General features: G+C 64.5%; 10 protein-coding genes and 1 pseudogene. 8 read left to right on the forward strand and 3 right to left on the reverse strand.

Annotation, left to right across the window (positions count from 1 at the left end; translation table 11 throughout):
• Positions 1–15: 15 nt before the first annotated feature.
• Positions 16–282 (forward strand): hypothetical protein, encoded by a 267-nt coding sequence (locus tag M0209_RS11530; RefSeq protein ID WP_258888415.1) that lies wholly within the window; start codon positions 16–18, stop codon positions 280–282.
• A 7-nt stretch (positions 283–289) separates the two neighbouring features.
• Here the strand turns inward: M0209_RS11530 and M0209_RS11535 are convergent, their stop codons facing one another.
• Positions 290–2,050, reverse strand: coding sequence for a hypothetical protein (locus M0209_RS11535; RefSeq protein WP_258888416.1), 1,761 nt, complete (start codon positions 2,048–2,050; stop codon positions 290–292).
• Between the two features lie 161 nt (positions 2,051–2,211).
• Here M0209_RS11535 and M0209_RS11540 point away from each other — a divergent pair, with 161 nt between their 5' ends.
• On the forward strand, positions 2,212–2,577 hold the full coding sequence (locus M0209_RS11540; RefSeq protein ID WP_258888417.1) for a UrcA family protein: 366 nt from the start codon (positions 2,212–2,214) through the stop codon (positions 2,575–2,577).
• A gap of 124 nt (positions 2,578–2,701) precedes the next feature.
• Positions 2,702–4,315 (forward strand): hypothetical protein, encoded by a 1,614-nt coding sequence (locus M0209_RS11545; protein ID WP_258888418.1) that lies wholly within the window; start codon positions 2,702–2,704, stop codon positions 4,313–4,315.
• On the opposite strand, the gene M0209_RS11550 is transcribed toward M0209_RS11545, so the two are convergent.
• Positions 4,309–4,983, reverse strand: a complete 675-nt coding sequence (locus tag M0209_RS11550) for a Crp/Fnr family transcriptional regulator (RefSeq protein ID WP_258888419.1) — start codon at positions 4,981–4,983, stop codon at positions 4,309–4,311. The genes M0209_RS11545 and M0209_RS11550 overlap by 7 nt on opposite strands.
• Positions 4,984–5,250: 267 nt before the next feature.
• A pseudogene (locus tag M0209_RS11555) lies at positions 5,251–5,882 on the reverse strand (tyrosine-type recombinase/integrase).
• A 282-nt stretch (positions 5,883–6,164) separates the two neighbouring features.
• On the opposite strand from M0209_RS11555, the gene M0209_RS11560 reads away from it, so the two are divergent.
• From M0209_RS11560 to M0209_RS11580, 5 genes are all read left to right on the forward strand, one after another.
• Positions 6,165–7,844, forward strand: coding sequence for an MFS transporter (locus M0209_RS11560; RefSeq protein WP_258888420.1), 1,680 nt, complete (start codon positions 6,165–6,167; stop codon positions 7,842–7,844).
• A complete protein-coding gene (locus M0209_RS11565; RefSeq protein WP_408988198.1) occupies positions 7,841–9,010 on the forward strand; it encodes an HlyD family secretion protein in 1,170 nt (389 codons plus the stop codon). Before M0209_RS11560 ends, M0209_RS11565 begins: the two co-directional genes overlap by 4 nt.
• Before the next feature lie 2 nt (positions 9,011–9,012).
• Positions 9,013–10,377, forward strand: a complete 1,365-nt coding sequence (locus M0209_RS11570; protein WP_258889629.1) for an efflux transporter outer membrane subunit — start codon at positions 9,013–9,015, stop codon at positions 10,375–10,377.
• 598 nt (positions 10,378–10,975) lie between these two features.
• Positions 10,976–11,575, forward strand: a complete 600-nt coding sequence (locus tag M0209_RS11575) for an outer membrane protein (RefSeq protein WP_258888421.1) — start codon at positions 10,976–10,978, stop codon at positions 11,573–11,575.
• A 524-nt stretch (positions 11,576–12,099) separates the two neighbouring features.
• A complete protein-coding gene (locus M0209_RS11580; RefSeq protein ID WP_258888422.1) occupies positions 12,100–12,726 on the forward strand; it encodes a hypothetical protein in 627 nt (208 codons plus the stop codon).
• The last annotated feature ends 60 nt before the right edge of the window (positions 12,727–12,786 follow it).

Below are 12,786 nucleotides of genomic sequence, written 5' to 3' on the forward strand. Positions count from 1 at the left end.
ACGGGGGAGTGCATCATGAAGAAGATCGTAGCAGGGCTTTTCATCGCCACATCGCTAGTCGCGCTCAGTGCGTGTAAACCACCCGCCACGCCCAACGCCACCGACAACGCGATGGCCACGGCACCCGAAGCGATGGCCGACAACAACGCGGTCGACGCCATGGCGAACGGCACCGGGAATGCGATGGACAGCAGCGGCGGTGCGGGCAATTCGGCGATGGCGGGCAATAACACGACCGAAGGCAACGGCACCGATCCGCACGGCGGCAGCAGCGGCCACTGATCGACTCTCACCCCGGCAGCGCGAGCGGCCGGGCGTGGTAGGTTTGCAGCCAGTTGTCGAGATCGGTCGTCAACAGGTCGGTCGCGCGGCGGACGCGCCTGCGTAGCGTGTCGAAATCGAGCGCATCGGCATCGATGGCGCGGCGCAGCGATGCCAGATGGTCGACGAGCGCTTCGTTGCGCTCGGCGATCCCGGCAAAGTCGCCCTGCATCCTGATGCCATAGATCGCCGCCCCCATTGCGGGGAGCGCCGCACTGCCGATGGTCAGCCACATCGCGAGCGAATGCTCGACCGGCTCGGCGGCAAGGTGCAGGCCCATCCCCGACGCAGCTTTCAACGTCAGCGTCAACACACAGACCAGCGCGGTCGCCCCAAACAGGAACAGCCCCAGCCGGTGCAACCGGTGTTCGAGCCGATGCATCCGCTTCGCATCGCCCGATAGATAGGCGACCTGCCCATCGATCAGCGCGGACAGCGCGTCGCGCACCCGCGCCAGATAGGCCCCATCGACACGCGCCGAGGGCAGGCCGAGCGCGCGCGCGGTGGCGCGCACCTGCCACCCGACCCAGGCGCTCGACCGCGCGCCATCGGTCCGCAGGTCGAGATCGCCGACATCGGCGGAAAGGTTCAGGCAGCGCAGCCGTTCGGCCAGATTGCGGCTGTCGAGCCAGCGCCGGTGCCACCCCGCGCGATTACCCGCCCAGGTGACGCCGAGGATCGTGCCGATGACGAGAAGCTCGAGGACGACAAGCACCGGCTTGGTCGCGGCAGGCAGGACGAACCCGAGCAGCGACAAGATCACCGCGAGCGCGGCAAAGCTGAAATTCATGACATAACCGCTGCGGAACAGCTGTGCCGCATGCGCGGCGACGGCATCGGCGTTCGCGAAGCGTGTCTGCACCGTTTCCTGTGGCCCCGTCGCCGGTTCGATCGAGACACGGGGACGCACCATATCCGACACCCGCACGCGCCGGATGCCGAGCAGAGTCAGGAACAGCGGCCAGGCAAAGGCAATCGACCAGCGGGGCAACAGCGCATCGGCCTGTCCCGCGTCGTCGGGTACACAGCACAGGTCTCGAACCAGCGTTTCCAGTGCCGCGATCCCCTCGCGCGGCACCGTCTCGACGGTTTGCTGGCCGAGATCATGGGCTTCGAGGCCCGACCACAGCAGGTGCGGCGCGTCGGGCGTCCGCGGGTCGATATGGACAACGGGAATGCTCGACGCGACGGCCTCGGCGACAATCTGAGCTGCACCACCCCGTCCGCGCAGGGGCTCGCCGTCCCACACCGCGATCAGCATGTCGCACTGGGTCAACACGACCCGACCGGCGCGCTCGTACGCGACCGCCGCCTCGCCGCCCGCATCGCGTATTCCCGGTAGCTCGAACACCGCGCGCGCAGCAGAGCGTTCTTCCTCAAACGTCGTGCGCGCCGCACCTTTCGCGAAATCGCGCGCATAATCGTCGGCGGCAAAGGGCAGCACCACATCGAGCGCCCAGCCGCGCGCCAAGGCGGCACGCGCGGCGATGCTGTCGGCCCCGTCCGCAATACTGCTGACCATCGTCAGTGCGACGGTCCCGCGCTCGCCGCTCGCCGCCTCGATATCGGCAAGCACACCCGCGATTGCTATCCGCAGCCGGTCGGGATCGACATCGCCCAGCCGTTCGAGCCGGTGCCCCGTCACTCCGATGTTGAGCGCGGCGCGCGGGGTCGCGGCGTCCGTCGCATCGCCTTGGTTGTCGGGACGGGGCGGATGCGGGGCGGTCACCCCGCTTTCGTAGAAGCCCCGACAAGGGCGGGTCAATCGCTGGGCTGCTTTTGTCAAAAAACGTGACGCAAGCGTGATGGCCGTCACGCGCCTCTTCGTCCCGCCCCGCCTAATCCGGTCTTCGCCAGACAGGCATGAAATCGAAGAAAAGGACCACGACCATGACCAGCACCATCAAGAACCTGATCCTCGCGACCGTCGCCGTCACCGCCTTCACCGGCCCCGCGCTGGCAGGACAAACTCGCGATGATCTCACAACCGTTGCACTGAATTCGAAGGGCTATGACCTCTCGAGCCCCGAAGGCGTCGCCGCGCTGACGCGCAAGGCCCACATGGCAGCGATGGAAGCGTGCGGCGTCAATAAGCACCGCGATCTCGGCCTCAGCGTCGCGGCCAACCGATGCTTCAAGAGCAACGTCGTCGAGGTCACCCGGCAGATCGAGGCGCTACGCCAGATCCGCACGGCAGGCCGCACCGGCGAACAGGTTGCCGTCGCCGACACCAACGCGCTGCCGACGGCCAAGTAAGTCCTCACGGTTACCCCGACATGTATCATCGGGGGGAAGGAGCCTTGCCGAGCGACCCGGCAAGGCTCCTTCGATTCGTCATGCTCCCCGCGCTTTGCTAGCGCTGCCCCGTGAAGTCCGCGACATGCCCCTAGCCCCGCTCCCGACCGGCACGCCGACCCTGTCGGCGATTATCACTGCTGCGCGCGCGGGCAGTCTCGATCATGCGCGCGCGCTGTTCGCTGCCGGGGATTATGGAGCGCGGACCGGCGATCCCGGTGCGCTTGCCGTGAAAGGGCGGCTGCTCAAGGACGCCGCGCTCCGTCTGCCGCCAGACGCACAGGGTCCGGCTTTCGCCGAGGCCGCGCGTGCCTATGCCGCCGCCGACGCGATGGCACCCCAGCCCTATACGCGCATCAACATGGCGACACTGACCCTGCTCGCAGGGGACGGCGCGCGTGCGGCAATGATCGCACGCGACCTGCTCGGCTGGCTGGCGTCGGGCGATGCCATCGCCGAAACACCCTATTATCTGGCGGCGACGCGCGCCGAAGCACATTTGCTTTTTGGCGATGTCGATGCAGCCGAGGCTGCGCTCGACGAAGCCTATGTCGCCGATCCAGACGGATGGGCGGACCACGCATCGACGCTCGCCCAGCTTCGGCTGGTTTTGGCCGCGCGTGGTGAGTCCGCGATGTGGCTTGACCGGTTCCGCCCTCCCCGTTCGCTGCATTTTGCCGGACATCTGGGCGTTGCGCCCGACAGCGATCTCGGCGCGCGCGTTGACGCGCTGATCGCCGAGGCACGGATCGGGTTCGGCTATGGCGCGCTGGCGGCCGGGGCCGACATCGTGATCGCCGAAGCGCTGCTCGCCGCAGGGGCCGAATTGCATGTCGTCTTGCCCGTCCCCGCCGACACTTTCCGCGCACAGTCGGTCGCGCCGTACGCCCCCACGTGGACCCGGCGCTTCGATGCCTGCCTCGACGCTGCGACCAGCGTGCGCGAACTGACGCGCGTCAGCGGCGATTACGAGCCGCTGGCAACCGCACTCGCCGCCGATGTCGCCATGGGGTCGGCGGTGCTCAACGCGCGAATGCTCGACAGTGCGGCGGTACAATTGCTCGTTGTCGATGAGGGACCCGGCCCGTTCGGTTCGGGGCTGGGTACCGCGCGCGACGGTCTGCGCTGGGCGCGCAGCGGTCGTTCGCAGCACGTTGTCGTCCACCCGCGCGACGCGCCTGTCGTCGCCTCTGGCGCGCGCACGGCGCCCGAGGGACGACCCGACCGGCGTCTCGCCGCAATGCTCCACATTGCGTTCGCGGGGCTCGACACGCTCGACGACAGCGCCTTTGCCGCGACCGTCGATACGATGCTCACGCCGTTTCGCGAACGGATCGCGTCGGTCGATCCGCAGCCGGACATCGTCCTGCCGACAGGCAATGCGCGGATCGTCGGCTTTGCCGATCCGGCGGCGGCGTGGCGCTTCGCCTCGGCCTTGATGTCAGCGCATGACGGTCCGTTACCGCTGCGGATCGCGGGCCATTACGCCCTCGCCCACTGGCTCGACATGCCGCCCGCGCTCGTCGGCCCCGGCATTGTCGAACTCGAACGGATTGCCGCACGCGCGATGCCGGGGGTGGCAACCGTCAGCGAGACGTTTGCCTCTGCCCTGTCGGCGTGCGATGTGGCGGATGCGCGGGCGGAATGGGTCGGCGAGCTCGGCGACGGGGCGCGACTGTTCGCGCTGACGCCTCAGTAGATCAGTTCTTCGAGCCGGTGTGGTGCGACCACGGTCAGCGCAACCTCGTCGCGGCGGATGATGCCGCGCTTTTGCAAGGCGTTAATCGCCCGCGACACCGACTCGCGCGTGCTCTGGACCGACAGCGCGAGCGTCGCGAGTACCGGAGCAGGGCGGATCGTCATGTCCGGGCTCGACCGCGCCTGCCGCAACAATTCAGCGTGAATGCGCCCCGCTGCCGACAGAGTCGCGCCCTCGACCAGTCGGCGTGTCGTTGCTTCGAGCCGCGCTACGAGCAGGCGTGAGACCGCGAGCGCGATGCAGCTGTAACCGCTCATCAGAGTGAGAAAGACATGGCGTTCGAACGCGCCTGCGTCGACCGGGTCGACTGCCGTCACTTCGTGGCTTGCAGCAGCGGAATCAAACAGCGCACCCTCGCCGAACAGCGCGCCTGCTTTGAAGTCCTCGACCACGACCAGCCGTCCGTCGATTGCATATGCCAGCATCCGCGCGCGCCCTGCGATCACGATGTAGAGTTGTTGGGGCAATGCCTCGCTGCCGGCGATCATCGAACGGGCGGGATAATGGCGATAGGCAGCTTTCGTGGCGACAATACTGGCCACCGCAGCCTCGCAACCGAACGCAGCGGCGATGACGCCGGGCGCGTCGAGAGGCATGGTGCCAACCATTTCGCGAGTTGAGCACTGCAGTCCGGTTATGGTCAAGCTGGACCGGTCGTCTGCCGTCCGCCCGCGTTCGACAATGCCATTGTTCTTGCCGATCGAACCGAGATTTGAGCGGATGGCTTTTTGCTCCCATGAATGAGCTGTCCGTGAGCAAGCTGAACGTAAGACTGCTGTTAATCGGGAAGATGTGGCGGTTAGTGGGCAGCAATGTTGGCGCATGCCGCCGGCTTTAGGCGGCCCTTCGTGAGGCTGCACGGGCCGCCTCGAGCATCAGATTTCGGTGCATTCAGCGAATAGAAGAGTATCCTCGAGTTCGATACCAAGATACCTGACCGCATTTTCGATCTTGGTATGGCCGGGGAGTATCTGGATTGCCCGCGAATTGCCGGCCGCCTTGTAAATCATCGACGCTTCGTCCGGCGCAGCTAATGCGTACCATATTCGGATCGCCGGAGCCCGATGGCGGTGACCCATTCGTTCACGAGCCAGGCATATTGCCTGGTGCTGAGGTGGCCGGTGTGATCAACACGACTTGGGAAAGCATAGTCGTCCGTCAAGCCGCCCCGACGTTCAAGCCAAGCGAGCAGACTTGCCCGAACGTCGGCAGTGAGCTCGAACTGAACTGGAAGACTGGTCTTCTGTTGAATGACCCTCGAACGGGTTCTGGTCTCAGCGCCCGAAACGAGGTCGCCGATCATGATCTAGACCAAGTCGCAGCCGCGCAGCTCGCTGTCGATCGCTAGGTCGAAGAGCGCTCGGTCCCGCAGCCGACCACCATGATCGAGAAAGAAGCGCGCGCCCCAAATTTGCTTCGGGGTGAGAGGTCGCTTGGTGCCGACGTCCTTGCCGGCATCCCATGCCGGACGCGCCTGAACCGCCAAATCGTATCGTGAATATCCAATCTTCCTTCCCCGCGGCCGGAATTGGCCAGCACGGGAACGTGTTGTTGGACGTGGGTGAAGCGACATTTCATGCATGGCACCTGCCGCGCCAGATACTTCCGCTTTGCGGCCGTCACTGAAGTCCCAAAAGCCGACTGGCTGCATTTCCAGTCACGGTTCGCGGCGGTCGCTCGTGGAACGTCTGTCTATGACCCGAGCGATCAGCTCATTGCTGATGACGACTCGCGATTTCGTCGAAACCATTATCCTTGTCGAACATTGTTACGCTGCCGATTAGAACAGGTGGCCTGCATTTCCGTCTCCACGCCTTCCCATGAATTCCTGCCGCATGAGCGCCCGCTGATGCCCGGTTCGCCTGCGACGCCCGATCATCCGGTCCGGCGGCGTCTGGGCTATTTCGTGATCGGTGTGCTGCTGGCAATCACCGGCGGTTTCCTGAATGGCCTGTTGATGGCCAATCTGCCGCAAATCCAGGGTGCGCTCGGGCTGACACCGGTCGAGGGCGGCTGGCTCACCGCCGCCTATTCGATGACCAACATCTGCATGAGCCTGTTGCTTATCAAGTTCCGGCAAGAATTCGGCATCCAGCGCTTCACCCGTGTGACGCTCGCCGGCTTTCTGGCGCTGAACCTGACGCAGTTGTTCGTGCACAGCTATGGGTTCGAGCTCGTGCTGCGCGCGGCCAGCGGCGTCGTTGCCAGCGGCCTGTCGACGCTGGCGCTGTTCTACATCATGCAGGCCATGCCGGCGGCCAAGCGGCTCGGCGGTTTCGTGCTCGGCGTGGGCTTCGGCCAGATTGCCACGCCGCTCGCGCGTGTCGTGTCGCCCTTCCTGCTCGGCCAAGGGGACATCCAGAACCTGTTCGTCTTCGAGCTCGGTTTGACACTGGCCTGTCTCGGCAGCGTCGCACTGCTGCGTCTCCCTCCAAGCGAGCGGGTCGATGCCTTCGAACCGCTCGATTTCCTGACCTTCGCCCTGTTCGCACCAGGTATGGCGCTGCTTTGCGCCGTGCTCGTGCAGGGGCGCATCATCTGGTGGAGCACGCCTTGGCTCGGCTGGGCCCTGGCGGGCGCGACAATCCTGATTTCGGCGGCGTTACTGGTCGAGCGCAACCGCGCGAACCCGCTGTTAAATACGCGCTGGATCGGCAGCCGCGATGTCCTGCGCTTTGCGGCCGTCGCCGCAGCGATGAGAATCCTGCTTTCCGAACAGAATTTCGGGGCCCTGGGCCTGTTCACCGTCGTCGGCATGACCAACGACCAGCTGGTCAGCTTCTACGCGCTGCTCACGGTCGCGTCGCTTGCCGGGCTCGTGATCAGCGTGATCTTGCTGAACCCGCTCGACCTGCTCCGCCCCGTGATCTTCGCCACGGCACTCATCGCGATTGGCGCTTATATGGATGCGAGCGCGACCAATCTGACGCGACCGGAAAATCTGTACCTGAGCCAGGCACTGATCGCCTTTGCCGCGATCTACTTCGTCGGTCCCACGATGATGGTCGGGCTGTTGCGGGCCCTGGCCAAGGGGCCCAGCCATATCGTCAGTTTCTCAGCCGTTTTCTCGATCTCGCAGACGCTCGGCGGCATCGGGGGCGCGGCGCTCCTGGGAAGCTTCCAGATCGTGCGCGAGAAGTTCCATTCCAACGCGCTGTCGCAGGCGCTGGTCCTGACCGACCCGCTGGTCGCGACGCGCGTTCAGCAGCTTGGCGGCGCTTATGCCCGGGCAGTAGGCGATCCGGTCCAGCGCCAGACGCAAGGGATAAATCTGCTGACCCAGCAAGTCGCGCGCGAGGCCAACATCCTCGCGTTCAACGACGTCTTCATGCTGATCGCGGTCCTCGCGGTGATCGTCCTCGCGTGGCTGGCGGCGCGCTGGGCGATCTTGAAATACCGGGGGATCAATCCGCTCGCGGACGAATTGGCAGCGCTTCAAAAAATGATGGCACAAAGGCAGGCAGCATGACCGACGATGGACGTCCGGTGTCGCGCGACACCCCAGACGAGCGCGCAGATAATAGGCTCGACGAACCGATCGAGACTCCGGTCGAGCAGCCAACAGAACCGACGCCGATGCGTGGCGGCTGGGCTCCGCCTCGCGGCGGGCGAGGCGCGACGCTGGGCTTCATCGCGCTCGCAATCGCTGGGGTGTTGCTGATCCTCTACGCGTGGCGCCTCCCGCCGTTCGTCTCGGCGATCGAGTCCACCGAGAACGCTTATGTCCGCGGGCAGACAACGATCATCGCGCCACAGGTGAGCGGTTACGTGGCAGAAGTGCTGGTGCAGGATTTCGACACGGTCCGCGCAGGCCAGGTGATCGCGCGCATCGACGACCGCATCTACCGCCAGCGCGTCGAACAGGCGATTGCCGCGCGCGCCGGGCAACTGGCTACGCTGGCCAATGCCGAGCAAAGCCAGCGATCGAGTCAAGCGACGCTGGGCGGTCAGGCCGCCGCCGTCCTCAATGCCCGCGCACAACTGCTGCGCGCGCAGGCCGACATGCGCCGGGTCAACGAGCTGGTGCAGGAGGGATCGGTCTCGTTACGCGAACGCGACCAGACGCTTGCCGCGCTCCGTCAGGCGGAGGCCGGGGTGCTCCAGGCGCAGGCCCAGCGCAGCGTTGCCGCCGAACAGGTGCGCACCGTACAGGTCGGACGTGGCGGATTGCAGGCGGCGGTATCAGGTGGCGATGCGGCGGTCCGCCTCGCGCAGATCGACCTGTCCAATACCGTCATCCGTGCGCCGCAGGACGGCCGCTTAGGCGAAGTTGCGGTGCGGCTGGGACAGTTCGTGACCGCAGGCACGCAACTCACGACATTGGTGCCGCCGCGTGTCTGGGTGTCAGCCAATTTCAAAGAGGCACAAACGGCGCGCATTGCACCGGGGCAGCGCGCTACTGTGCGGGTCGACGCACTCGGTGGCGCGGAACTGCATGGCACGGTCGAGCGCCTGTCACCCGCCGCCGGCAGCGAGTTTTCGGTGATCCGGCCCGACAACGCCACTGGCAATTTCGTCAAGGTCGCGCAGCGCATTACAGTGCGGATCGCGCTCGATACGCGCGACCCGCTCTACCGTCGACTGAGTCCCGGCATGTCGGTCGAGGCGCGGGTCGACGCGGGGCCTCGCCGGTGACGATGCGGCTTATCGTGTCGGCGGCCTCGGTCGCGCTGCTCCTCGCCGGATGTGCGCCCGGGCAGATGGCACGGCCCGAGGCGGCCCGCGTCGTGCCCCCGCTGACATGGCGAACACCGCTGGCGGCAACTGTGCCGCTTCACGCCGAGTGGTGGCAGGATTTCGGCGATCCCGCGCTCGACCGACTGGTCACCGATGCCCTCGCGAACAATCCGGATATCGCGACGGCTGCCGCACGCGTACGCGAGGCGCGCGCCCAGGAATCGTTGGCACGCGTCCAGCTCTTCCCGACGCTCGATCTGGGTGTAGGCGCCACTTACGCGCGCAGCGTCAGCCCGTTCGGCACGCCGACGACGAGTGCAGGGGTCCAGCCGGTGTTTCAGGCCGCCTATGAAGTCGATCTGTTCGGACGGATCGACAACCAGATTGCCGCTGCGCGCCTGACGGGCGACGCGCTCGGTGCCGCGCGTGACGCCGCGGCGCTAAGCATCACGGCCGCCACGGTTTCGGGATATCTCACGCTCCTCGGCCTCGATGGCCGATTGCAGGTCGTGCGTGATACGATTGCGTCGCGAGCAGAGGCGCTGCGGATTGCCCGTTCACGTGCGCGCGTCGGCTATACGTCGCAGCTCGAATTGCGACAGGCCGAGGCCGAATATCAGGCAACCGCGCTGATCCTGCCGCAGGTGCAACTGGCGATCGCGCGGCAGGAGAATGCCTTGAGCGCCCTCGCCGGACGCAATCCCGGCCCGATTGCGCGCGTGTCGACGATCGACCGTGTCTCCATGCCGGGCGTACCATTGGGCCTGCCGTCGGACTTGTTGCGCCGTCGGCCCGATATCGCCCAGGCCGAGCGAACGCTGGCGGCGTCCGACGCAACCATCGCTGCCGCCCGCGCGCAGTATCTGCCGAGTTTGCGGCTCAACGGCACGGGCGGCGCCGTTCTTTCCAACGCGCTTGCCAACCCGCTGACCATCTGGTCGATCGGCGCCAGCATCCTCGCACCCATTTTCGAAGGCGGGCGTCTACGTGCGAATGTCGATGCGGCAACCGCACGGCGAGATCAGGCCGCCTTCGGCTATCAGAAGATTGCACTTCAGGCGTTCCGTGAGACGGAGGACGCACTTGCTGCTATCGACCGTCTGTCAGAACAGGAACGCGTCCTGACGGCACAACGACTGGCTATCGCCGATGCGTTACGTCATGCGACCAACCGCTACCGCGCGGGGTACAGCCCCTATCTGGAACAGCTCGATGCACAACGCGCACTGCTTCAGGTCGATCTTTCTCGTGTCCAGCTGCGGACCGACACGCTCAATGCACGCGTGGCTCTGTTTCAGGCGCTCGGCGGCGGCTGGCGAGAGTAGAGATGATTTTTGTGAACGGTCCAGAGGACGTGACAGCCTCGATCAATAGTCCATAGGCGGGCCACTGCCCATAATCCGTCGTGCCGCTGGTTACTCAGCCTAGCTTCGCAATTGCCGCTCTGCAGCTGTTGCCCCAGCTGTTGCCTGCCTATGACGATCTGGAACTTCCAAATTGCGGACGGCAGTCCAGCGTAGATGGGCTGCTTTTAAGACCTGCAATTGGGCGTCGGAACAATCGAAATTGGGCGCAAAGCAGACGCCGCCAAACCGAATGAGCGAATGTCAGCTATAGAGCCAACCATTCTTGGATCGCGACGTCCGCAGATTTGGCGGTTGCCGACGAGCCTGATATTTTAGGCTGTGTCGAGGCTTCGAACCCGACACTAATCATTTCCCTTGGAACGTCGGGTTAAGTTTCGAAATCAACGATCAGAAGAATTTGAACTCGGCCTGTGATCGGAACGGACACGTAACCACTTGGACTAATCACGAACTTTTGCGCATTTGCTTTGCGAAGTTACTCAGTTTTAACACGAAGCAAGTACTGCGCCCTTCGACGGCCGCACCGCTGCGGTCTAACGTAACAGGGGTAGTAAGCTTGAAAAAACAATTTGAACTCGTCGCACTACCGCTGCTGTGTGCTTCGGCGCCATGCTTTGCGCAGGCGCCCGATTACAGCGAGCCGCAGAGCAGCGCAGGCGCTCATGTTGCCATCGTCACCGGGTACGACGGCAGCAAATTTTCTGGGGGTGGCGCGTCGGACACGCTCGATGGTGTCAATTATGGCGTAAAGCTCGGCTATGATTTCAGCGTGACGCAATACGGACTGCTCGGGGTCGAAGTCGAAGCAACCAATTCGACGGCAAAGCTGGACTTCGGCGGCGGCGACACCGTGAAGATGGGTCGCGATCTCTACATCGGCGGGCGCTTGAAGTTTGACGTATCCGAAGCCGTCGCGCTCTATATGAAGGGCGGATACACCAACGCCGAAGTCAAAGCGACGTCCGCGGGCCTGTCGGCAAAAGCAACTGTCGACGGCTGGCGTCTCGGTGCCGGTGCTGAGTTCAAGCTCACAAGCGAATTGTTCGGCCTCGTCGAGTACCGCTACTCAAATTACGGCAGCTATGACGACGGACTGGGTACGCGCGTGAAGTTCGAACGCCATCAAGCCATCGCCGGTCTTGGCTACCGCTTCTGAGAATCGATGCCCGCTGCTCCCCGTAGCGGGCATCGTCCAGGTCGAATCACGCACGGCAGGTCAGCAGGACGTGTGACCCTGACCGCTAACCGATGAACGAGGAGAGAGCAGTGCGCGGCATGATAAAGCTTCCCATTCGGGTAATGCTCGGGCTCGCTGTAAGTGCAGCCAGCATTTCCGCCTGGGCGCAGACAACACTCGAACCTTTGCCGCCTCCACCGCCGGTTGAACCTTTGAATGTGGCGAGCGCACCGCCAGAACGATCTCCGGCAAACCTTCGCGGCACCCCGGAGCGGTCTGCTCCTTCGGCGGTGGAGCAAGTTCGGGTTGATCGGATAGCAAGCATTCCGGATCCCTTGCCAAAGACGCCAATGTTCCCAAGATCGCGACTGGCCGATCTCGGCGCGTCACCGACTGTGGCGCCCGTAAGGGCGGCCGAACCGGCTAGCGCCATGCGTTCAGCGGATCTCGCACCGCAGGCTAATCTCGCAAATCCGGTGCCAAGGCGACGGGTCCCCACTGCAATGGGAACGGGCGCCATTGAAGCCGTCGAACCGCCGAAAGTACTGTCGATTCCGGCGAGCGATCTGGTGGGCGCTGTCCGATTAGGCGCCGCTACAGGTGGTCCGAGCCTCCGCGAAGTCGTGCCGTCCGACATATCCAGTCTGGTTTTCACGTCTGCATCAGACTCCGAACCTGCCAACGGCTGGTTCACTCGAACATATCGCGCAGCCCTGAAACGCAATGGCCTGCTGTCCAAGAAGCCGGAAACCGCGCGTTACGAACTTACTGCCCAGGTTCGATCGATGGCAATCACGCCACTGGCCGCAGGGGTCCATAACCGAAGCGTCGTGACTTATCGCTTGCGCGACCTCGCCAGTGGGGCCGATGTTTGGCAGCGGACTCAGATTGCGAACCTCGACGTCCAGCGTGGCTTCCGATTTGGCGCGCTTGGCGGTGCAATGGGCGCGGCCCTTGGGGGCGCTCTCACCGGGCAGAACCCGGCAGTTGCCGCCCAGCTCATCACCAATCAGCGCGGACATCGACCATTTGACGTTCGCATCGATGTCTATGAAGGCATCATGCGGGGCTTCCAAGAAATGGCGCTGAATAGCATGGTTGAGCTAGCTGGTCCTGCGTCTCGCAACTGACGAGCGCTCGCTTTTCCGGATGCCAATTGCGTGGCCATGTCCCTGATAATAACAGACGTG

Source organism: Sphingomonas sp. SUN039 (assembly GCF_024758725.1).
Lineage (GTDB): Bacteria > Pseudomonadota > Alphaproteobacteria > Sphingomonadales > Sphingomonadaceae > Sphingomonas_O.

Bases quoted from the DNA above. Each gene is read 5' to 3' on its own strand.
- M0209_RS11530 (WP_258888415.1), top strand. From the start codon at position 16: ATGAAGAAGATCGTAGCAGGGCTTTTCATCGCCACATCGCTAGTCGCG.
- M0209_RS11540 (WP_258888417.1), top strand. From the start codon at position 2,212: ATGACCAGCACCATCAAGAACCTGATCCTCGCGACCGTCGCCGTCACC.
- M0209_RS11545 (WP_258888418.1), top strand. From the start codon at position 2,702: ATGCCCCTAGCCCCGCTCCCGACCGGCACGCCGACCCTGTCGGCGATT.
- M0209_RS11550 (WP_258888419.1), bottom strand. From the start codon at position 4,983: ATGGTTGGCACCATGCCTCTCGACGCGCCCGGCGTCATCGCCGCTGCG.
- M0209_RS11565 (WP_408988198.1), top strand. From the start codon at position 7,841: ATGACCGACGATGGACGTCCGGTGTCGCGCGACACCCCAGACGAGCGC.
- M0209_RS11570 (WP_258889629.1), top strand. From the start codon at position 9,013: ATGCGGCTTATCGTGTCGGCGGCCTCGGTCGCGCTGCTCCTCGCCGGA.
- M0209_RS11580 (WP_258888422.1), top strand. From the start codon at position 12,100: ATGGGAACGGGCGCCATTGAAGCCGTCGAACCGCCGAAAGTACTGTCG.